Source organism: Serratia sp. H1w (assembly GCF_000633355.1).
In the GTDB taxonomy this organism is placed as follows: domain Bacteria; phylum Pseudomonadota; class Gammaproteobacteria; order Enterobacterales; family Enterobacteriaceae; genus Chania.
In genome coordinates, this window is record NZ_AYMQ01000094.1 from 119715 (window position 1) to 141934 (window position 22220).

Here is a 22220-nt window from a genome sequence, read left to right on the forward strand (position 1 = left end):
ATGCGTGCACGGGCGTAGAGTTGCCTCGACGCCCGTGCTGGTTTCCGGTTACGGCCTGTGGCCGCACCGTGCCCGCTTAAGGGCTATTATTTTTTGTCTTTCACTTCTTCGAACTCGGCGTCAACCACGTCGTCATCTTTCTGCGCCGCGTTGTCTGCACCAGCATCAGCACCTGGAGCCTGCTGCGCCTGAGCCTGGGCCATTTCCATCAACTTGCCGGAAACCTGCACCAGAGCCTGGGTTTTCGCTTCGATTTCGGCTTTGTCTTCGCCTTTCGCCGCGACTTCCAGATCTTTCAGTGCGCTCTCGATAGCCGTTTTGTCTTCGGCAGGCAGTTGCTCGCCCGCTTCTTCCAACTGCTTACGGGTACCGTGGATCAGGTGATCCGCCTGGTTACGAGTCTGCACCAGTTCTTCGAACTTACGGTCAGCTTCAGCGTTCACTTCAGCATCGCGTACCATTTTCTGGATTTCTTCTTCGTTCAGACCAGAAGATGCCTTGATGGTGATCTTCTGCTCACGGCCGGTATTCTTGTCTTTCGCAGACACGTGCAGAATACCATCGGCGTCGATATCGAAGGTAACTTCGATCTGCGCCATACCGCGTGGTGCCGGCTGGATGCCGTCCAGGTTGAACTGACCCAGTGACTTGTTATCGCTGGCACGCTTGCGCTCACCCTGCAGCACGTGGATGGTCACCGCTGCCTGGTTGTCTTCGGCAGTAGAGAACACCTGGCTGTGCTTGGTCGGGATAGTGGTGTTTTTGGTGATCAGCGGCGTCATCACGCTGCCCATGGTTTCGATACCCAGTGACAGTGGGGTAACGTCCAGCAGCAATACGTCTTTCACATCACCGGCCAACACACCGCCCTGAACCGCAGCACCTACGGCCACTGCTTCGTCCGGGTTAACGTCTTTACGTGGTTCTTTACCGAAGAAGTCAGCAACTTTCTTCTGAACCATAGGCATACGGGTCTGACCACCAACCAGGATCACGTCCTGAATGTCAGAAACCGACAGGCCTGCGTCTTTCAGTGCCACTTTCAGCGGCTCGATAGAACGGGCCACCAGATCTTCTACCAGCGACTCGAGTTTTGCACGGGTCACTTTGATGTTCATGTGTTTTGGACCGCTGCCATCCGCAGTGATGTACGGCAGGTTGACGTCGGTCTGTTGAGCAGAAGACAGCTCGATCTTGGCTTTTTCAGCGGCTTCTTTCAGACGCTGCATCGCCAGCGGATCGTTGCGCAGATCCATGCCCTGCTCTTTCTTGAACTCTTCCACCAGATAGTTGATCAGGCGGCTGTCGAAGTCTTCACCACCCAGGTGGGTATCACCGTTGGTCGCCAGAACTTCGAAGGTTTTTTCACCATCAACGTCGTCGATCTCAATGATTGAGATATCGAAAGTACCGCCACCCAGGTCATAAACTGCGATGGTGCGGTTGCCTACTTCTTTGTCCAGGCCGTAAGCCAGGGCAGCAGCAGTAGGTTCGTTGATGATACGTTTCACTTCCAGACCCGCGATACGGCCGGCGTCTTTGGTTGCCTGACGCTGAGCATCGTTGAAGTAGGCTGGAACGGTGATAACCGCTTCAGTTACCGGCTCACCCAGGTAATCTTCCGCCGTTTTCTTCATCTTTTTCAGCACTTCCGCAGAGATCTGCGGAGGAGCCATTCTCTGGCCTTTCACTTCCAACCAGGCGTCACCGTTATCGGCAGCGACGATGTTGTAAGGCATGATAGCTTTGTCACGCTGTGCTTCTTCATCCTGGAAGCGACGGCCAATCAGGCGCTTGATCGCAAACAGGGTGTTTTGTGGGTTAGTAACAGCCTGACGCTTAGCAGGCTGGCCAACCAGAATTTCACCATCCTGGGTATATGCGATGATTGAAGGTGTGGTGCGATCGCCTTCGGCGTTCTCCAACACGCGCGCCTTGCCACCATCCATAATTGCTACACAAGAGTTGGTTGTACCCAGGTCGATACCAATGATTTTGCCCATCTAAACATCTCCACTAATAAATTCATAATCGGTCAGGTTGCTAACTTATATGCGGGCGTTTTTTTGCTTTTCAACTGCCCGGCATCTCAGTGTTACCCGCGGTCAGCAACTGCGGTTGCCAATAAGATGGGGCCATCCACACCAGCATCAAGGGGCAGGGCAAAAAAAATTTCGTTTTAATCAGCAGTCAGATCATTGTTTCCTGACGTGGGGATCATTATGATGCCGCGCGCTCTGATGGAAGTTATGGGTTTTTCGGCCATTCAGACCAATTATTAAATTACCTATCCATTTTCGTTACAATTCTGTTATCGCAGAGGACATATGCACTCCAACAAGTTGGCAAATCCCGGCCCCCTGGGTCTGATGGGCTTCGGGATGACTACCGTCTTGCTGAACCTGCACAACGCGGGCTTCTTCCCACTGACTTCCGTCATCATCAGTATGGGGATTTTCTTCGGTGGCATGGCTCAGATTTTTGCCGGTCTTCTTGAATTCAAGAAAGGCAACACCTTCGGCTTGACCGCCTTCACCTCTTACGGTTGCTTCTGGCTGAGCCTGGTAGGCATCCTGTTGCTGCCACGCATGGGCCTGGCAGAACCGACCGACGCAAACGTCCTCGGCATCTATCTGGCACTGTGGGGCGTCTTCACCCTGTTCATGTTCTTCGGAACGCTGCGCACCAACCGCGGGTTGCAGTTCGTGTTTGCCAGCCTGACATTGCTGTTCGCCCTGTTGGCGGTCGGCAACATCACCGGTAACCACGCGATCCTGACGTTCGCCGGTTACGAAGGCATCATCTGTGGTGCCAGCGCCATTTATCTGGCCATGGCAGAAGTGATCAACGAACAGTTGGGCCGCACCGTGCTGCCCATTGGTCCGGTGGAAGTGCAGCAGGCAAAACCTGTAGCCGTCACTGCCTGATAACCGTTCCAATATAAAAAAAGCCCTGTGGTGATAAACCCCAGGGCTTTTTATTGACCGAAAATCGCTTAATTCAACACCGGCTTTTCACTGTTCAAATCATTGCGCAGGTAGATCCCCAGCAGTAGGCCGATCGCCGATAACGCCAATACATAGTAAGCGGGCGCTAACGGGGTTAACTTCATGATCAGCGTGACGAATATCGGGGTTAGACCGCCAAAAATCGCGTATGCCACGTTATATGAGAACGAAATCCCGGTAAATCGCACTTCCGCCGGGAAAGCCCGCACCATCACGTAAGGTACCGCACCGACAATTCCTACACTAAAGCCAACCAGCGCGTAGGTAGCAAACAGCATTTCAGGATGGGTCCCCACCGACTGATAGAACAGCCAGCTGCACCCAGCCAACAGCAAGCTGCCGACGATAAAGGTTTTGCTGGCGCCAAAGCGATCCGCCAATGATCCGGAAGTAATACACCCGGCAAACAAAAAGATGATGGCGATGCTGTTAGCTTGCAGTGACAACGCTGGAGCTATGCCAAACTGCTTTTGCAGATAGGTTGGCGTCATCAGGATCACCACCACAATACCTGCCGATAGCAGCCAGGTCAGCAGCATCGAAACCACGATCTCTTTGCGATGATTCATCACCACTGATTTCAGCGGTAACTCTTCTGCCAACGCTTTACGCGCCTGCATCTCGATAAAGATGGGGGTTTCCTGCAACCAGCGGCGCAGATACATGGCAAACAGACCGAAGATGCCGCCCAGGAAGAACGGAATACGCCAGCCACCGTCATGAATGGCCTGTTGGCTGAGCGTGGTGTTGATGATGGTGGCAACCAGCGAGCCGAGCAGGATACCGGCCGTCAGGCCAGCCGTGAGCGTGCCACAGGCAAATCCAATACGTTTGCGCGGCACATGCTCCGCCACAAACACCCAGGCACCAGGAACTTCACCACCGATAGCCGCGCCTTGCAGTACCCGCATCAACAGCAGCAGTAATGGTGCGGCAATGCCGATACTGGCATAGGTTGGCAGCATCCCCATCGCCAGTGTCGGTAACGCCATCAGCAAGATGCTCAAGCTGAACATCTTTTTACGGCCAACCAGATCACCGAAGTGCGCCATGATAATGCCGCCCAGAGGCCGAGCCAGATAGCCCGCCGCAAAAATACCGAAGGTCTGCACCTGACGCAGCCATTCAGGCATATCAGCCGGGAAGAACAGATCCCCCATAACTGCGGCAAAGAAAACAAAGATGATGAAGTCATAAAACTCCAACGCGCCGCCCAGGGCAGCCAACGTCAGAGTCTTATAATCTTGCCGGTTAAGCCGGCGATTATTATCGTGATGCATAAGTTACCGTTTGTGGAAACAGGGAAGACACAGAAAGCGTAATGGCTTACTGTAAAAAGTTCCTTACTATAACGGCAAAATACTTTCACACCAGATGCGCTGAAGGTTATCCCGCAGATTGCTGAAATTTAGAGATTTATCTCGCGGCGCGCATTCTTGGGACGAAATGCTGCTACCACCGCCTCATGCGTCTCGACATAGGGGCCTTCGAGCAGTTGGATGCAATAAGGCACGCTGGCAAAAATACCGTGTACCACCACCTGGCCTGCTGCGTCTTTCACCCCTTCCAGCGTTTCCTTAATCGATTTAGGTTGCCCCGGCAGGTTGATGATCAACGCCTGTTTGCGGATCGCCCCAACCTGGCGTGAAAGGATCGCCGTTGGCACATAGTGTAGGCTGATTTGGCGCATTTGCTCGCCAAAACCAGGCATCACCCGATCGGCAATCGCCAGCGTGGCATCGGGAGTCACGTCACGTCGGGACGGGCCAGTGCCGCCGGTAGTCAACACCAGATGGCAACCCATTTCATCCACCAGCTCGCACAGTGTATGTTCAATCAGCGTCTGCTCGTCGGGGATCAGCCTGGTTTCCAGCGTGAACGGCGTCGCCAGGGCATTGCCCAGCCACTCTTCCAGCGCCGGGATCCCTTTATCCTGATAAATGCCCCCAGAAGCGCGGTCCGAAATAGAAACCAAACCAATGCGTAATGTATCCATATTTTACCTCTGTCTGATGCCCCGGTTTCCCAAGGGAGATTAATGACGGGAGTATAGGGGTTTTGCGGCATTCAGGCATAAAAAAAGGTGGCCGGAGCCACCTTCTATGCTGATTGCTTGCCGCTATTACAGCAGGTCGGCGATCATTTTTTCCAGCTTGCCCTGGTCTACGGCAAACTTGCGGATACCGTCGGTCAGTTTCTCAACTGCCATTGGATCCTGATTATGCTGCCAGTAGAACTCAGACTCGGTCAGCGGTGCCGGGCGCGCTTTCACTTCGCCAGTATAAGACAGTTTACGTTCCAGTGCGCCTTCGCTCTCTGCCAGTTCTTTCAGCAGTGCAGGTGCAATGGTCAGACGATCGCAGCCCGCCAGTTCGATGATTTCACCCACGTTACGGAAGCTGGCGCCCATCACCACGGTTTCATAGCCGTGCTGCTTGTAGTACTGATAAATTTCGGACACGGAAACTACGCCCGGATCTTCGTGTGGGGCGAACTCTTTCTTGTCGCCATTGGCTTTGTACCAGTCAAGAATACGGCCAACAAACGGCGAGATCAGGTACACGCCAGCTTCGGCACAAGCACGCGCCTGAGCGAAGGAGAACAGCAACGTCAGGTTACAGTTGATGCCTTCTTTTTCCAGGCGCTCTGCCGCACGGATGCCCTGCCAGGTAGAGGCCAGTTTGATCAGAATGCGGTCATTGCTGATGCCGGCTTCGTTGTACAGTTTGATCAGGCGCTTGGCTTTGGCGACGCTGGCTTCAGTGTCATAAGACAGGCGGGCGTCCACTTCGGTGGAAATGCGGCCCGGTACCAGTTTCAGGATCTCCAGACCAATGTTGACGGCCAGCTTGTCTGCGGCATCGGCAACCTGCTGATCGCGATCGCTGCTCTGCTCACGAGCCCAGGCAATGGCTTCATCGATCAGTTTACGGTATTCAGGAATTTGCGCTGCGTTGAGGATCAGCGAAGGGTTGGTGGTGGCATCTTGCGGTTGATATAGCTTCATTGCAGCGATATCACCCGTATCCGCAACTACCGTAGTCAGCTGGCGTAGGGACGTTAATTTATCGGTCATGTTGGCATTATCTCATCGTTTGTGCATGAACTTTTGGCATCGTTCAACCATGCCTTGTCCTGATAATAACATGCACGTAGCCCGGCGCAAGGCAGGAAAATCGTGCGCTGGCGGCGGTTGTTTTATCCTTGTGCGGGCAACCGGTTACGCGCTGATATTTCGCAATTACCGAACCAACGCCACGGCATTAACGCGCTATCACCCTCAGAAATTATGTTAAATTCCCGCCAGCTGTTTTATTCACCGCTAAAATCCAAAGAAAGCTGCGATCCCAGACAATTTGGATGATTTTAGCCAACATCTTGTAGAGAACTGACTCAGTTTCCTCGTAAAAAAAGACGAAAAATCTGAGGTACTGTAGATCTTGACAAGGAGAAACCTGTGACGGATCTGATTAACTTTATCAATAACATCCTGTGGGGATCGGTACTGATTTATTTGCTGCTGGGTACCGGCATCTATTTCACCTTGCGTACCCGTTTTATTCAAATTCGCCATTTCAGCCATATGTTTTCCGTGCTGAAGAACAGCACCAAAAGCGACAGTGCAGGTATTTCATCCTTCCAGGCACTATGCACGTCGTTAGCCGCACGTATCGGCACTAACAACCTGACCGGCGTGGCGATAGCGCTCACCGCCGGTGGCCCAGGAGCCATCTTCTGGATGTGGGTGGTCGCATTTATCGGCATGGCAACCTCTTTTATTGAGAGCACCCTGGCACAGCTCTACAAAACCAAGGACGATAACGGCAACTACCGTGGTGGCCCGGCCTACTATATGGAAAAAGGGCTGGGGATGCGCTGGATGGGCGTGATGTTCTCCGTTTTCCTGCTGATCGCTTTCGGCCTGGTGTTCAATGCAGTACAGGCCAACTCGATCGCGCTGGCCAGCTCCGTGGCCTTTAACTCCGATCCTATGCATGTCGGCATGGGGGTCGTGGTACTGAGCGCCATAGTGATCTTTGGCGGCATCCGTACCATCGCCCGCGTCGCGGAAAAAATCGTCCCCTTTATGGCTCTGGGCTACCTGCTATTGGCGCTATGGATCATCGGCCTGAACATCGAGCAGATGCCAGCCATCCTGGCGCTGATCTTCAAAAGCGCTTTCGGCGTGCAAGAAGTCGCGGCCGGTACCTTGGGCTACGGGATCTCCCAGGCCATGACGCAGGGTATCCAACGCGGCCTGTTTTCTAACGAAGGTGGGATGGGATCCGCGCCCAACGCGGCCGCCTCCGCCGCCCCATATCCGCCACATCCGGCTTCGCAGGGTTATGTGCAGATGCTTGGCGTATTTGTCGACACCATCATTATCTGCAGCGCCACAGCGGCGATTATTCTGGCCTCCGGTGCGCTGGATAATCCCTCAACCAACATCAGCGGCATCGAGTTGACTCAACGGGCCATGGCCAATGCCGTCGGTGACTGGGGCGCGCCCTTTGTCGCCATTGCCATTTTCCTGTTTGCCTTTACCTCCATCATTGCCAATTATGCCTATGCCGAGAACAACCTGATCTTCCTCAAGCACAACCACCCGACCAAGCTGACGATTTTCCGCTGTTTTGCCTTGGGCATGGTGATGTTTGGCTCGATGGCAGAATTACCCACGGTGTGGAAAATGGCGGACATCTCGATGGCGCTGATGGCGATCACCAACCTGACCGCTATCTTGCTACTGTCCAACGTGGCATTCAAACTGGCCAAGGACTACAACCATCAGCGTTCGCTCGGCAAGTTACCCAGCTTTAGCCCCAACCGCTACCCGGAATTGGAATCCCAACTCGAACCGGGCATCTGGGAACCCACCAAGCAGCGTTAACGCTACAGGGCGTGCGTAAAGTGCGCCCTATCGCAGCCATACCTCCTGGTCTTGCCCGCTTTTTGCTACAGTAGCCACATGTTGATAAACAGGATGTGACCATGCTCGTTATTATTTCACCTGCCAAAACCCTGGATTATGAAAGCCCATTAGCCACCGAGCGCTTTACCCAGCCCGAGTTACTGGACCAGTCGCAAAAGCTGATCAAAATCTGCCGTAAGCTGACCCCGGCACAAATTTCCGGCCTGATGCATATCAGCGATAAGCTGGCGGGCCTGAATGCCGCACGCTTTGGCGAGTGGCAGCCCGACTTTACCCCGGACAACGCTCGTCAGGCGCTGCTGGCGTTTAAAGGTGACGTTTATACCGGTTTACAGGCGCAAGACTTCAGCGAAGAGGACTTCGACTTCGCACAACAGCATCTGCGTATGCTGTCTGGCCTGTACGGGATGTTGCGCCCGCTGGATCTGATGATGCCTTACCGGTTGGAAATGGGGATCAAGCTGGAAAACCCGCAGGGTAAAGACTTGTACAGCTTCTGGGGCGATCGGATCACCGAAAAACTGAATCAGGCTCTGGAACAACAAGGTGACGATGTCGTGGTAAACCTGGCTTCCGATGAATACTTCAAGTCGGTGAAACCGGCCAAGCTGCGTGGCTCACTGATCAAGCCGGTATTCCTGGACGAGAAAAACGGCAAATACAAGGTCATCAGCTTCTACGCCAAGAAAGCACGTGGGCTGATGAGCCGCTTTATCATCAAGAATCGCTTGAACCGCAGTGAACAACTGGTGGATTTCAATCTGGAAGGGTATGCCTTCGATGAGGCGGCCTCGGCGGGTAATGAGCTGGTGTTTAAACGCCCGGAACAATAATCGATCGCGCCTCACCCTAACCCTCTCCCACAGGGAGAGGGGACCGATCGAGTTCGTTGTCGAGTGCAAAAATCTACCTAAACACCGTACCTCACCACGACTCCGTCCAGCTCCCTCTCCTTTTTGGGGAGAGGGTTGGGGTGAGGGGTATAGGGACAGGCGTTATCAGACAGGCAAGGTCATCATGAATTGACGCAGTGCCGCAAAGTCCGCAGGCATGTTATGTGACAACAGCGGCAACTGAGCGCGTACCGCCAAAGCCTGAGGCAGCGGAAGCTCCTGGCCGAGGATCTCTTCGACGCTTTCCTTGAACTTGGCCGGATGCGCCGTGCCCAGGAACAGACCAAACTCCCCTTCTTGCAGTTGATCGCGCAGCACGCGGTAGGCGATCGCCGCGTGAGGCTCTGAAAGATAACCCAACGCCGCCAACTCTTTCATGGTGTCCTTGGTGGTTTCATCACTCACCGCGCCATGAGCCAATTCTTTCAACTGCCAGATTTTACGGCGGAACAGCTCTTCCACACGCGGCCAGTTGTTAGGCTGGCTGACGTCCATCGCGTTGGACAACGTCGCTACGGTGGTGTTTGGCTGCCATTCGCCGCTCGTCAGGAAACGTGGCACGGTGTCATTGGCGTTGGTGGCGGCAATAAAGCGCTTCACCGGTAGCCCCAGGGATTTCGCCAGCAAGCCAGCGGTCAAATCACCAAAGTTGCCGCTGGGTACGGACACCACCAGCTGATTGCGAGCTTCCTGTGGCAACTGCGCCACCGCTTCAAAGTAGTAGCAGATCTGCGCCAACAGACGACTGATATTGATCGAGTTGGCCGAGTTCAGGTGCACCGCCTCTTTCAGCTCCTGATCGTCAAACGCCTGTTTGACCAGCGCCTGGCAGGCATCAAAGTCGCCATCAATCGCGATGGTGTGGATGTTGCCACCCAGAGTACAGAACAGCTTTTCCTGCAACGAACTAATTTTGCCCTGTGGATAGAGGATCACTACGCGCACGTTTTTCAGGCCATAGAAGGCATGAGCCACGGCCGCTCCAGTATCACCAGAAGTTGCCGTCAGGATGGTCACCGGCTGATCGCCAGCCACTTCGGCCAGCATTTGGGCCATAAAGCGGCCGCCGAAGTCTTTGAATGCCAGCGTCGGGCCGTGGAACAGCTCCAGGCAAGCGACATCACTCTCCACTTGCGCTACCGGAGCCGGGAACTCAAACGCGGCCTTTACGCGCTTGTACAGCGCCTCTTCACCGATCTCATCGCCAATAAAAGCGGACAGGATCTTGCTGCTGCGGGTGACAAAATCCATCTCCAGCAGCTTATCAATTTCGGTCAGCTCGAATTCTGGCAGTTCCAGCGGGAAAAACAGCCCTTGCTGCTTGCCCAGGCCCTGTTTGATCGCCTGCGCGAAGCTGACCTGTTCGTTATGATCTTTCAGATTGTACAGTTTCATGCGTTATCCCAATAGTCGAGCGCCGGCGGTATCCAGGCGGCAAATATGAACAAAACCTTCGTCGTTTTGCAGGTAATGGTGGGTGAGCCAATCGGCCATGCGTTGCGCCGTTGCGCCGTCATCACAGACTGCAAACAGCGTCGGGCCGGAGCCGGAGATGCCACAGGCCAAGGCACCGATATCCTGCGAGGCTTTGCGCGCTTCGGCAAAGCCCGGCAGCAGGCGGGTGCGATAAGGTTCGGCAATCACATCTTGCATCAGCTTGGCCGCCAGACGCGGTTGCTGAGTGTGGCAAGCGTGAATAAAGCCCGCCAGATAGCGGCCATGGCTGATACAGTCCTGGCGGCGATATTGCGCAGGCAGAATGGCACGCGCTTCTGCGGTAGAGACTTTGATGCCCGGATAGGCCATCACCCACAGCCAGTCTTTAAAGCCAGGCACTTCCTGGCAGATGTTTCCTTCTTCTTCCAGCATCAACTGCAAGCCGCCCAGATAGCACGGCGCAACGTTGTCGTAATGCACGCTGCCGGAAATGCGCCCTTCCAACTCGCCCATCAGGGCCAGCAGTTGCATCTCGTTGAGCGGACGGTCGCAAAACTCGTTCATCGCCATCAGGCCGGCAACCACCGAGCAAGCGCTGGAGCCTAGCCCGGAACCGATGGGCATGTTCTTCTCCAACCGCATCGCTACCGGCACTTCACGGCCGATTTCCTGACAGAAACGCTCCCAACACTGATAAACAATGTTGTGTTTTGGATTGGTCGGCAGCTTGCTGACAAAGCGCCCGCTATTTTCCAGGCTGAAGCGGCTAGCCGCTTCCACGCTGACGCAATCTCCCAGCAACGTGCCGTCGACAGGGGAAACCGCAGCTCCCAGCACATCGAACCCGACGCTGACGTTACCAATTGAGGCCGGTGCATACACCTTAACCATATTAGACTCCCAACTTCCAAGACAGTGTGCGCAACAGGTCGGCAAATACCCCGGCCGCCGTCACATCATTACCGGCGCCATAGCCGCGCAGCACCAGCGGCAATGGCTGATAGTAGCGGCTGTAGAAGGCCAGGGCGTTCTCACCGTTCTTCACTTTATACAACGGATCGTTGCCGTCTACCGCATCAATACGTACCAGACAGCGGCCTTCTTCGATGGCCCCCACATAGCGCAGTACTTTGCCTTCTGCGGCAGCGGCGGCCACACGGCGGTTGAATTCGGCATCCAGCTCCGGCAGGCGGGCAATAAAGTTCTCGACATCACCACTGGCATCAAACGAAGCCGGTAGCACCGATTCAACTTCAATATCGCTCAGTTCAAGCGCATAGCCCGCTTCACGTGCCAGGATCAGCAGTTTGCGAGCGACGTCCATCCCCGAGAGATCGTCACGCGGGTCTGGCTCGGTATAGCCGAGGGCTTTGGCCTCCAAAGTAGCAGCCGACAGTGACATCCCCTCATCCAGCTTACCGAAGATAAAGGACAGCGATCCCGACAGAATGCCGGTGAAGCGCACCAGCTCATCACCCGCATTGAGCAGGTTCTGTAGGTTTTCGATCACTGGCAGACCCGCGCCCACGTTAGTGTCATACAGGAACTTGCGGCGAGAACCGGCTGCGGCGGTGCGCAGTTGCTGGTAATAATTCATCGACGAGGTGTTGGCCTTCTTGTTTGGCGTCACCACGTGGAAACCGTCGGCCAGGAAATCGGCATACTGATCGGCCACCGCCTGGCTGGAAGTACAGTCGACAATCACCGGGTTGAGCAGATGGCACTCTTTCACCAGGCGGATCAGACGGCCCAGATTGAACGGCTCTTTGGCTTCGGCCAACTCGTCCCGCCAGCTTTCCAGCGAGATACCGTGCACGTTGGTCAGCATCGCCCGTGAGTTGGCAATGCCGCAGATGCGCAGATCGATATGTTTTTGCTTCAACCAAGGCTGCTGGCGGTAGACCTGTTCGATCAGTGCCCCGCCGACGCCGCCGACGCCAATCACAAACACTTCAATCACCTGATCGGTATTGAACAACATCTGATGGCTGACGCGTACCCCGGTGGTTGCGGAATCATTATCGACCACCACGGAGATTGAACGCTCCGAAGATCCTTGCGCGATTGCCACGATGTTGATATTGGCACGCGCCAGAGCAGAGAAGAAGCGCGCGGAGATGCCGCGCAGGGTGCGCATACCGTCACCGACCACCGAAATGATGGCCAGGCGCTCCATCACGTCCAGCGGCTCCAGCACGCCGTCTTTCAACTCCAGATAGAACTCGTCTTCCAGGGCACGACGGGCACGTTGCAGCTCGCTCTGTGGCACACAGAAGCTGATGCTGTATTCGGAAGAGGACTGGGTGATCAGCACCACCGAGATCCCTGCGCGTGACATCACGGCAAATACCCGCGCCGCCATACCGACCATGCCTTTCATGCCCGGGCCGGAAACGTTGATCATCGCCATATTGTTCAGGTTGGTGATGCCCTTGACCGGCGTATCATCGGCCACGCTTTCGCCACCAATCAAAGTACCGGGAGCTTGTGGGTTGGCAGTGTTTTTAATCAGACAAGGGATTTGGAACTGGGCAATCGGGGTGATGGTACGCGGGTGGAGAACTTTGGCGCCGAAGTAAGAAAGCTCCATCGCCTCTCGGTAGGACATCGATTTCAGCAAGCGGGCATCCGGCACGGTACGCGGATCGCAGGTATAAACCCCGTCCACATCGGTCCAGATCTCGCAGCAGTCGGCACGCAGGCAGGCGGCCAGCACTGCGGCGGAATAATCGGAGCCGTTGCGCCCCAACACCACCAGTTCGCCCTTGTCGTTACCCGCAGTAAAGCCTGCCATCAGGATGATATGGTCAGCTGGAATACGCGCTGCGGCAATACGCAGGGTGGACTCGGCAATATCTACAGTTGATTCCAGATAGTGGCCCTGAGCCAGCAGTTTCTCTACCGGGTTGATCACCGTCACCGGGTAGCCTTTGGCTTTGAAGACGCCTTCCATGATGGCAATAGAGAGTTTTTCACCCCGGCAGATGATGGCCGCATTGACGCTGTCCGGACACTGCCCCAACAGCGCCACGCCATGCAGTACCTGTTTGAGCTGGGCGAACTCCTGCTCGACCAGCGCCTTCAGGCGATCGTACTCAAAACCTGGCAGTGACTGAGCCAGACCGCTGAGCAGTTCGGCAAAGATGCGCTCGGCGTCGCTCATGGTTGGCAGAATATCCTGCCCGGCGACCGTTTTTTCAATCATCGCCACCAGATGATTGGTGATCTTGGCCGGTGCGGACAATACCGTGGCGACCTGTCCCTGGCGTGCATTGTTCTCCACGATATCGGCAACGCGCAGAAAACGTTCCGCATTCGCTACCGAGGTTCCACCAAATTTAAGCACTCGCATTTCTGTTCTCTCCTGAATTTATGCCGAAAAAAAAGCCCGCACTGGTTAGGTGCGGGCTTTTTTCTTCTGTTTCCTGTACGCGTCAGCCCGCCCCGTTACCTGTGGTATCGGTGGTGGTAATAATTGTCGTATTCAGGCTGATGTTTCGCATGTTGTCTGTCTCATTAGAATCGCTGTCCCCTCTATTGGTTAAAGCAATCGCCTGGCCAAGTCAAATTATTTCTTTATTTTGCCTATTTACTGGCCACAGCGCGATCTGCGCGATGAAGCCGATAAAAAAACAAAATAGCAGAACAAAAAATCACTAAAAAGCCACATTAATAGTGAATAACACCAAATGACAAACGGAAAACACCTACATCATTGGGCCAATTTTTTTTCAATATCATGCAGCAAAGTGTGCAGCATGACGGTATCGCGCTGCTGCAATACCCCCAGGCGTTGATGTAACCAATCGCGCAATTTTTGGTCACCCGCCACCTCCAGCGCTTGTAACAGGCGATCTGCCCGCTGGCGCAGCGCTTTGAGTTGCCCGCTATCGGCAAGCGGTTCCTGCGGTGCGCTGACGGCCATCAACTGCGCCAGTTGATAGCAATACACCATCACCGCCTGGCCGAGGTTCAGCGAAGGATAGTCGGCCACCATCGGTACGCCGGTCAACAGATCGGCCAACTCCAGCTCTTCGTTGGTCAGGCCCGAGTCTTCACGGCCAAACACCAATGCGGCCTGATGTACCCATTGCTGGCGTTCCACCAACTGGTCCGTCAGTTGCTGAGGAGTACAGTAGTAATGAAAGCGCGCGCGGCTGCGGGCGGTGGTTGCCACGGTAAAATCCACGTCGGCCAACGCCTGCTGCAAAGTAGGGAACGTCTGCACCGCATCCAGAATATCGCCAGCACCATGGGCGACCCAGCGGGCGGCGGGCTGTAGATGAGCCTCGCTGTCGACTATGCGCAACGAAGTGAACCCCATGGTTTTCATCGCCCGCGCTGCTGCGCCAACATTTTCCGCCCGTGCGGGCGCGACTAACACGATATGAAGCTGCATCAAGACTCCAGAAAAATAATGATAATAGTTCTTTGACTGTTGGGAATTGTCTGATTATATTTACAATCGATTAACATCGTTACTACCCGCCTGCTATAATATTATTAAACAGGCCTTTCAATCGACAAACCAAACGAAACCTACATAGTTACAAGTTAAGTTTTAATTTTATATAAAAACAAAACGTTGCATTTCAATCAAAAAAAGTTAGCCGTCAATTGTGACCCCTCAGCTCCAGCAAAGCTGAATCGTTCACAGAATTTGACGATCTGTGACATAACCTGGCATTTCTGTAAGTGTTTTTCACAAAACTGTTAACGTGCTACAATTGAATTTGATATATGTCAACAAAGCGTAGTTTTGTTAGGTGATGAATTCGGCACACACTGTTATATTGCTGTTAATAGGGTTAGGATGTGCGCCGTTTTGGCATCATTCGGGGTTGTAAAAAAGAGCACCCCCACCCAGCTAGCGATCTTGTTGACACTGATGGAAGCGCATCAAGAACGAGTTTACGTACTTTAGTCGTTTGGTTATTGAGGGAACGTGAGCGGTATCTCTGCCCTCCATGGAAGAACACCAAGACTGCTGTACTTCCTATTTTCTATTTTGTTGGCAATTTTAGGTAGCAAATATGCAGACCCCGCACATTCTGATTGTCGAAGACGAGTTAGTCACTCGTAACACCCTGAAGAGCATTTTCGAGGCGGAAGGCTACATTGTTCATGAAGCCAATGATGGTGCAGAAATGCACAACATCCTGTCCGAAAATGATATCAATCTGGTTATCATGGATATCAACCTGCCAGGCAAGAACGGCCTGCTGCTGGCGCGTGAACTACGCGAACAAGCCAGCGTCGCGCTGATGTTCCTGACCGGTCGTGATAATGAAGTCGATAAAATCCTCGGCCTGGAAATCGGCGCCGATGACTATATCACCAAACCGTTCAACCCACGCGAACTGACTATCCGTGCGCGCAACCTGCTGTCACGCACCATGAATCTGGGCAGCGTCGGCGAAGAGCGCAAACTGGTCGAGAGCTACAAGTTCAATGGTTGGGAGCTGGACATCAACAGCCGCTCTCTGATCGGTCCTGCCGGCGAGCAGTACAAACTGCCACGCAGCGAATTCCGAGCCATGCTGCACTTCTGTGAAAACCCGGGCAAAATCCAGTCCCGTGGTGAACTGCTGAAGAAAATGACCGGCCGTGAGCTGAAACCGCATGACCGTACCGTAGACGTGACCATCCGCCGTATTCGTAAGCACTTCGAATCCACGCCGGATACGCCGGAAATCATTGCCACCATTCATGGCGAAGGTTACCGCTTCTGCGGCGATCTGGAAGAGTAAACCTTTATTACGCCAGACATTAAAAAGGGTCCAGCTTGCTGGACCCTTTTTGTTGGTCTGCTATTTGGGCTCACCCCAGGGGATGATCGGCACCGCACTCAGGGCGTTCTTCGGTGAACCATCAACCACCCGATCGGAATAGCTGAGGTAGATCAGCGCATTGCGATTGGCATCATAAAAACGTACCACCTGCAGCTTTTTGAACACCAGAGAAGTACGCTTCTGGAACACCACGGTTCCCTCCGCCTTACCCTTTTTAATCTTGTCGCTCAGCTCAATCGGCCCCACCTGCTGACAAGAAATGGCGGCATCCGAGGTATCCTCTGCCAGCCCTAAACCACCTTTTATGCCACCGGTTTTTGCCCGGCTGATATAACAAGTTACATTTTTCACATCGGGATCGTCGAACGCTTCCACCACGATTTTATGATCCGGGCCAAACAGTTTGAATACCGTATCGACCGATCCCACCTGTTCCGCCTGCGCGCTATTAACCGTTGCGCAAATCAGGCCAAACAAAAATATCCATCCTTTTTTCATTCACTTAACTCCAATAGAACAGCATGTTAAAAAGCAGGGCTGCTAATAAGAACGCCGATACGTCAGGTCACAGAAGTGGTTTTTTCCAGGCCCAGACTGCTCTTTTTAGCACAGAGCGCGAGAAAAATCTTTGAGAGTCGCGGAGGAAAAAAGTTGCTATTATGCGGCATCGTCATCGCTTATAGCCTGTTAACACAAGTTTTCCCCCGCCTTCTCGCAACGCATATCGTGCAAGCGCCGTAGGTAATGCCACTGATTGATGAACACGTCAGTCAGCATCAGCTATCAGCATGACAAATCAAACAGTTCAGGTGCCGAACCTGAAGCTCTACGAGGAAGTTCTATGGATCAAGCCGGTATCATTCGTGATCTGCTTAGCTGGCTGGAAAGCCATTTGGACCAACCTTTGTCACTGGATAACGTGGCGGCAAAAGCGGGTTACTCTAAATGGCATCTGCAACGGATGTTTAAGGATATCACTGGAAACGCCATCGGGGCTTATATTCGGGCAAGAAGATTGTCCAAAGCTGCGGTCGCGTTGCGCCTCACCAGTCGGCCTATTCTGGATATTGCCTTGCAGTATCGTTTCGACTCACAGCAGACCTTCACTCGCGCATTCAAAAAACAGTTTGCGCAAACCCCAGCGCTGTATCGCCGTTCAGAAGACTGGAACGCCTTTGGCATGTGCCCACCAATACGTCTGGGCGCCTTTACGCTGCCACATCCAGAGTTTGTCACGCTGCCGGAGCTACAGCTGATCGGTCTGACGCAGAGCTACTCCTGTACGTTAGAGCAAATCTCCAACTTCCGCTCCGAACTGCGTACCCAGTTCTGGCAGCAGTATCTGGGGCATGTGGAAACCCTGCCACCGGTGCTCTACGGTCTGCACCACTCACGGCCAAGCCAGGAAAAGGACGACGAACAGGAAGTCCTGTATACCACGGCACTGGAAGCGCAGCACGTGCCAACCAAGGTAGCAGAAGGTCAACCTATCACGCTGCAGAGCGGTGAGTATGCCATGTTCAGCTACCAGGGGCCCGCGTCCGGCCTGCAGGACTTTATCCTGATCCTGTACGGTACCTGCTTGCCTGCACTGGAGCTGACCCGTCGCAAAGGGCACGATATTGAGCGCTTCTATCCGCAAGGTGACCGGCGTCCGCCTCAGCCACCTACCGAGATCCGCTGCGACTATCTGATCCCAATCCGCCGTTAGCGCTGTAGTTCATCCAACGCGGGCATGTCCAGATGTGAGATATCGCCCGCGCTTTCCACAATCCAGCCCGGAGCCAACCAAGGGCTTTGCTGGTAGTCGACGCGCGACAGCGAACAGTTGCGCAAACGTAGACGGCGCTCGGCATAGGCCGGTAACCCTAACACCGTCCCGATCAGACAACCCAGCGCGATGCCGTGGCTGACAATCAGCGGTTTGCTGCCTTCCGGCAGTTTCAGGCAACTTTCCAGCGCCGCATGCATCCGCGTGGCCAACTCGGTCATAGATTCACCTTGAGGGATACGGCCGTCAGCAGTACCATCGACCATCTGTTTACGCCACAGTTCCTCCTGCGGCGTCAGGCTGTCGATCAAACGTTCTTCCAGAACGCCCATATGCAGCTCACGCAGTCTGGCATCAACCACAACGTCGCAACCGCAAGCATCCGCAATGATTTGTGCGGTCTGGCGGGTGCGGCCCAGATCGCTGGAAATCACGTGCGTAATGCCCTCGAGGCTAACGCGCTTGCCAACCCGTTGAGCCTGGTGAACGCCATTGGCGGTTAATGGGCTATCGGACTGGCCCTGGATGCGGCGTGCCGCGTTCCATTCCGTTTCGCCGTGGCGAACAAGGTATACCTGTAACATTATGCTTTTCCGTTATACTGCGTGAAACTTGAGTTTATCTGTGGCTCGTGCCTTGCACCACGCATAACTTGCCGCCATCAAAAATCATGGCAAGACACAGCCCCACTTTAAGGAAGCTAAAGCCGTTATGTATCATGTTATCGCTGCAACTACCAACCCGGCAAAGATCAAGGCTATTCAGTTGGCCTTTGAAGATACCTTCGGTGCAGACCAATGCCGCATCGAGTCAGTCGACGTCGCCAGCGGCGTTTCACTGCAACCCATTGGCAATACCGAAACCCGTACCGGCGCACGCCAGCGTGTGATGGAAGCACGGCAGGTGCGGCCAGAAGCCGACTTTTGGGTTGGGGTCGAAGCCGGGATCGAAGAAAATATGACGTTTGCCTGGATGACGATTGAGAACCCGCAAACCCGTGGCGAATCGCGTTCCGCCAGCCTGATGCTGCCAGAATCAATTTTACAGGGTATTCGCGCAGGCCGCGAGTTGGGCAATGAAATGGCCTTGATCACCGGCAATAGCGAAGTTAAACGCCAGGGTGGTGCGATCGGCATCTTTACCGACGGCCGCTTGAGCCGTACCAGCGTTTACCATCAGGCGCTGCTGCTGGCGCTGGTGCCGTTCCATAATCCGATTTACCGCAGCCATAACAACGGCAATACACCGCACCAATAAGCAGCGACCGGGGTGATGCTTCACCCCAGTAGTTGCTGCTCCAGCCACTGTTTCAGCGCTGGCGTCGCCATCTTCAGGCTGTTAGAGCCTCTGGTGATGGTCGCGATGCCCGCCCCCAGTTCATTTTTCAGCTCGCGTTGGCTCATTTCGCCACGCATCAGTTCCTGAATAATCCGCACCCGCGTTCCCAATGCCGTACGCTCATCCGGCGTCAGCAGCAGTTGCATCAACGGTTGGTGCAGATCCTGGTCGAACGAACTCTGTAACAGCTCGACAAAGCGCAGCCAATCTTCATTGCCTTGTTCTGAAAGAGCGGGATCGTTTAGCGATAATTGCGTCATGCCAGCCACCATACTATTTAACTAGTACAGCAGCATAGCATACCGCGAGTTAGGGTCAAAATACCGGAACTGGTCCCCCTCACCCCAACCCTCTCCCACAGGGAGAGGGAGCTAGTTCAGCGTCGTTGGCAGCTGATGTGGTACTGCGTAGGGGCGCCGCATGCTGCGCCCCTGTTAAGTCCAGATGCGGGAGTCAAATTGTGGCACATTCGGTCCCCTCTCCTTGGGGTGAGGGACGTCACTGCACGTAAGGCTATTTATCAATAACGTCGTTGCCACTCGGCATCCGTCAGCACCTTGGCTGGCCGATGCATGAAGTAACGATAAAACGCGTCATAAGCCAGCACGTTCTTCACGTACGAACGGGTTTCCGAGAACGGAATACTTTCCACAAACGCCACCGCATCCACACGGCCATCGCTATTACCTAACCAGGTATTCACCCGTGATGGACCTGCGTTATAGGCCGCAGACGCCAGAATGCGGTTACGCCCAAATTGCTGATACACCGATTCCAGGTAGCTGGTACCAATGGTGATATTGGTTTGCGGATCAAACAGCTGGCTTGGACTGGTGTAGCCTGGAATGCCGAACAGATCTACCGTATGCTTAGCAGTACGCGGCATGACCTGCATCAAACCTGCCGCCCCAACCGGCGACTGCGCTTTCGGGTTCCAGGCGCTCTCCTGACGGGCAATCGCCATCGCATAGCTCGGCGTAATGCCTTTATCTTCGGTAGCTCGGCGGAATTCCTGCGGCCAGGCCATCGGGAAACGTTCTTCGAGATGATCCCACAGCTTGCCCACGATGGTTGCCTGTACGCTCAGATCGGCCCATTTCTGCTCAAAGGCATAGCGGGCCAATGCTTCTTGCTCTGGACGGCTGCGGCTGGCGACGAATGAGCTCCACTCGCTGCGCGCCAGGTTATCCATATTCCAATACATCAACTCGCGCACCCGGGCAATCTCCGGGCCATTAACCAGGTCGGCGCGCGGTTTGGCTGCCACGGCAACCATCACCGGATAAGCTACCTGCAATTTTTGCGCTGCCACCATCGGGTAGAAGCCGCGTTCGTTCATCAGGCTACGCAGCATCACTTCCCCTTCGCTGCGCTTGCCTTCATCAATCATTTCACTGGCGCGCCAGTAGCGCCATTCGTCCTTGTTGCGCGATTCTTCAGGCAGACGAGCCAGCCAGGTTTTTACCCCCTGACGATCCCCCACGCCCAACGCCATCCGCACGCGGCGTTCCAGCAAGGCTGGCTGTTGGCTACGCAGGATCACCTGATCGCGCCATTGAGTCTGCTCAAAAGTGGCATCGTTGCCCATCAATCGCCAGGCCACCTCTTCTTCCATCCCCAACTTCTCGCTTTCACTCATTTTTTGCAAACGAGCCAGCGTTGGGATCATCGCCCGAGCATTTTCTACATCCTGACGGGCCAATCTGGCGAAGACGATACTGGTGGCCGAACGGGTAAAGTCCGTCGGGCCAACGCTACGAGCAAAGGACTCCACCGTGGCGGGATCGTTTTGCAACTTCACCAGTGCGTCACCCATGGTCTGATAATCGCTTGGCAGTTGGCGATACAGGTAGTTCACCAGGCTGCTATTACCCTCTTTCAGCGCCAGCTTCATGCGTGACAGGGTGTTCAACGGTGTTTGCTTGCCGGCAGCCTGCCAGACGCTGAACAGCTTATCGCAGGAGCCCGGCAAGGTTTTACCGCTCATCCAGATATCATCGGCACCGGGCCAGGCCGCCTGCTGATCGCCAGTGGCCCACTTGGCGTAATAGAAATTACAGCGCGCCGCGACCGGTTTAGGTTCTTGCGGGCTGAAAGCCAGCAGGGTTGTCCAGTCTTGACGGCTCGCCAGCTCGTTGACGAAACGGGCAGAGAGCGATTTTGCCGGTGGCAACGTAGGATGCTGCCGCAAAAATTGCTGGACCTGGGCCGCGCTGGCCGTGCTGAGATCCTGCGTCAACTGGCGATATTCCAGATAAGGATACAGAGGATAATCCTCTAGTGTGGGCATCAACTGCGCCACCACATCCATCTGTTTACTGTCCCAGGCCTGCTTGATTTGCAGATAACGCTGGCGTTCGGCATCCAAGGAGTCTGCCAATGTTGCACCAGAAAATGCCGTCAGGCACAGGCCCACAGCCAAAAGCCGCCATTTGTCCACCTTGACCATACTTACTCTTTCCTCGCTGGGTTAGCTTGCCAGAACCGATCCACCCCGTTGCCGCGCCGCGTCAGCAGCCAACGGGCCAGTGGACCTGCTCTGCGAGTGTCTCACGCCCCACCGTGGGAAGCCACGCCGGGAACAAAACCGTGCCGCCACCATGGGCTGGCATCAGGTATTAATCATAGACAGCAAAAACGCGTATCCATTCATTACTTTATAACAAGTTTATCGACGTAGAGGGAAACCACGCTGCCAGGCCGCCGCGCCAGCCTGAAGAGTCGGACGACGTTTTGAAAAACCACGAGATTATAGGAAATTTTTCATCACACAATAACGCCGGTGTTCTATAGTTTTCTATGTAGACGAGAGTGTTCCTATACAAAAAATTACATTACAGAGACGTTAATACAGAAACATTTCCATACAGATTAAAACAATTCCTATTACTTGGCTTTTATTATCTCAGATCAAAAACTCAAGTTTGCGATTATTTACTATCACGCGGCAGATATTTGACCACCAGCTTACTGAAAATTATTAGCATTCACGTCTGTGTGACAGAAAACAATGGAATATCACCCCGGCAAAAGGGCTGCCGACACAGA

The 22220-nt window shown here is 54.2% G+C and carries 19 protein-coding genes and 1 other annotated feature; of the genes, 6 read left to right on the plus strand and 13 right to left on the minus strand.

What is annotated here, in order from left to right:
- Positions 1 to 86: 86 nt before the first annotated feature.
- Complete coding sequence (dnaK, locus tag U869_RS0121450) at positions 87 to 2003, minus strand: molecular chaperone DnaK (protein WP_025120442.1); 1917 nt, start codon at positions 2001 to 2003, stop codon at positions 87 to 89.
- Between the two features lie 324 nt (positions 2004 to 2327).
- Between dnaK and satP the strand changes: the two genes are divergently transcribed.
- Positions 2328 to 2927, plus strand: a complete 600-nt coding sequence (gene satP, locus U869_RS0121455; RefSeq protein ID WP_025120441.1) for an acetate uptake transporter — start codon at positions 2328 to 2330, stop codon at positions 2925 to 2927.
- 68 nt (positions 2928 to 2995) lie between these two features.
- On the opposite strand, the gene U869_RS0121460 is transcribed toward satP, so the two are convergent.
- From U869_RS0121460 to tal, 3 genes are all read right to left on the minus strand, one after another.
- Positions 2996 to 4288 (minus strand): MFS transporter, encoded by a 1293-nt coding sequence (locus U869_RS0121460; RefSeq protein ID WP_025120440.1) that lies wholly within the window; start codon positions 4286 to 4288, stop codon positions 2996 to 2998.
- Positions 4289 to 4416: 128 nt separating this feature from the next.
- A complete protein-coding gene (gene mog, locus U869_RS0121465; RefSeq protein WP_025120439.1) occupies positions 4417 to 5004 on the minus strand; it encodes a molybdopterin adenylyltransferase in 588 nt (195 codons plus the stop codon).
- A 126-nt stretch (positions 5005 to 5130) separates the two neighbouring features.
- Positions 5131 to 6084 (minus strand): transaldolase, encoded by a 954-nt coding sequence (gene tal, locus U869_RS0121470; protein ID WP_025120438.1) that lies wholly within the window; start codon positions 6082 to 6084, stop codon positions 5131 to 5133.
- 381 nt (positions 6085 to 6465) lie between these two features.
- Here tal and U869_RS0121475 point away from each other — a divergent pair, with 381 nt between their 5' ends.
- Both U869_RS0121475 and yaaA read left to right on the plus strand, forming a co-directional pair.
- On the plus strand, positions 6466 to 7899 hold the full coding sequence (locus U869_RS0121475) for a sodium:alanine symporter family protein (protein ID WP_025120437.1): 1434 nt from the start codon (positions 6466 to 6468) through the stop codon (positions 7897 to 7899).
- A gap of 101 nt (positions 7900 to 8000) precedes the next feature.
- Positions 8001 to 8774, plus strand: a complete 774-nt coding sequence (gene yaaA, locus U869_RS0121480) for a peroxide stress protein YaaA (RefSeq protein WP_025120436.1) — start codon at positions 8001 to 8003, stop codon at positions 8772 to 8774.
- A 165-nt stretch (positions 8775 to 8939) separates the two neighbouring features.
- Here yaaA and thrC read toward each other — a convergent pair whose 3' ends face one another.
- The 5 genes from thrC to U869_RS0121500 form a co-directional block, all read right to left on the minus strand.
- Complete coding sequence (thrC, locus tag U869_RS0121485) at positions 8940 to 10229, minus strand: threonine synthase (protein WP_025120435.1); 1290 nt, start codon at positions 10227 to 10229, stop codon at positions 8940 to 8942.
- Between the two features lie 3 nt (positions 10230 to 10232).
- Positions 10233 to 11162 (minus strand): homoserine kinase, encoded by a 930-nt coding sequence (thrB, locus tag U869_RS0121490; protein ID WP_025120434.1) that lies wholly within the window; start codon positions 11160 to 11162, stop codon positions 10233 to 10235.
- A 1-nt stretch (position 11163) separates the two neighbouring features.
- Complete coding sequence (gene thrA, locus U869_RS0121495) at positions 11164 to 13623, minus strand: bifunctional aspartate kinase/homoserine dehydrogenase I (protein ID WP_025120433.1); 2460 nt, start codon at positions 13621 to 13623, stop codon at positions 11164 to 11166.
- A gap of 25 nt (positions 13624 to 13648) precedes the next feature.
- Positions 13649 to 13767, minus strand: a sequence feature (Thr leader region).
- The gene (gene thrL, locus U869_RS31020) at positions 13706 to 13774 is read right to left on the minus strand and encodes a thr operon leader peptide (RefSeq protein WP_071998276.1); all 69 of its coding nucleotides are present in this window, start codon (positions 13772 to 13774) and stop codon (positions 13706 to 13708) included. Its footprint overlaps the feature before it by 62 nt.
- A gap of 209 nt (positions 13775 to 13983) precedes the next feature.
- The gene (locus tag U869_RS0121500; RefSeq protein ID WP_025120432.1) at positions 13984 to 14670 is read right to left on the minus strand and encodes a tRNA/rRNA methyltransferase; all 687 of its coding nucleotides are present in this window, start codon (positions 14668 to 14670) and stop codon (positions 13984 to 13986) included.
- A 634-nt stretch (positions 14671 to 15304) separates the two neighbouring features.
- On the opposite strand from U869_RS0121500, the gene arcA reads away from it, so the two are divergent.
- A complete protein-coding gene (arcA, locus tag U869_RS0121505; RefSeq protein WP_024483588.1) occupies positions 15305 to 16021 on the plus strand; it encodes a two-component system response regulator ArcA in 717 nt (238 codons plus the stop codon).
- A 60-nt stretch (positions 16022 to 16081) separates the two neighbouring features.
- On the opposite strand, the gene creA is transcribed toward arcA, so the two are convergent.
- Positions 16082 to 16561 (minus strand): protein CreA, encoded by a 480-nt coding sequence (creA, locus tag U869_RS0121510; protein WP_025120431.1) that lies wholly within the window; start codon positions 16559 to 16561, stop codon positions 16082 to 16084.
- Between the two features lie 343 nt (positions 16562 to 16904).
- Between creA and robA the strand changes: the two genes are divergently transcribed.
- Positions 16905 to 17774, plus strand: a complete 870-nt coding sequence (gene robA, locus U869_RS0121515) for an MDR efflux pump AcrAB transcriptional activator RobA (protein WP_025120430.1) — start codon at positions 16905 to 16907, stop codon at positions 17772 to 17774.
- Here the strand turns inward: robA and gpmB are convergent.
- Positions 17771 to 18418, minus strand: a complete 648-nt coding sequence (gene gpmB / locus U869_RS0121520) for a 2,3-diphosphoglycerate-dependent phosphoglycerate mutase GpmB (protein ID WP_025120429.1) — start codon at positions 18416 to 18418, stop codon at positions 17771 to 17773. The genes robA and gpmB overlap by 4 nt on opposite strands.
- Before the next feature lie 127 nt (positions 18419 to 18545).
- On the opposite strand from gpmB, the gene yjjX reads away from it, so the two are divergent.
- Positions 18546 to 19091, plus strand: coding sequence for an inosine/xanthosine triphosphatase (yjjX, locus tag U869_RS0121525; protein WP_025120428.1), 546 nt, complete (start codon positions 18546 to 18548; stop codon positions 19089 to 19091).
- A gap of 20 nt (positions 19092 to 19111) precedes the next feature.
- On the opposite strand, the gene trpR is transcribed toward yjjX, so the two are convergent.
- Together trpR and sltY are read right to left on the minus strand one after the other, a co-directional pair.
- A complete protein-coding gene (gene trpR / locus U869_RS0121530; protein ID WP_029987425.1) occupies positions 19112 to 19432 on the minus strand; it encodes a trp operon repressor in 321 nt (106 codons plus the stop codon).
- 260 nt (positions 19433 to 19692) lie between these two features.
- Positions 19693 to 21612 (minus strand): murein transglycosylase, encoded by a 1920-nt coding sequence (sltY, locus tag U869_RS0121535; protein ID WP_025120427.1) that lies wholly within the window; start codon positions 21610 to 21612, stop codon positions 19693 to 19695.
- Positions 21613 to 22220: the final 608 nt, after the last annotated feature.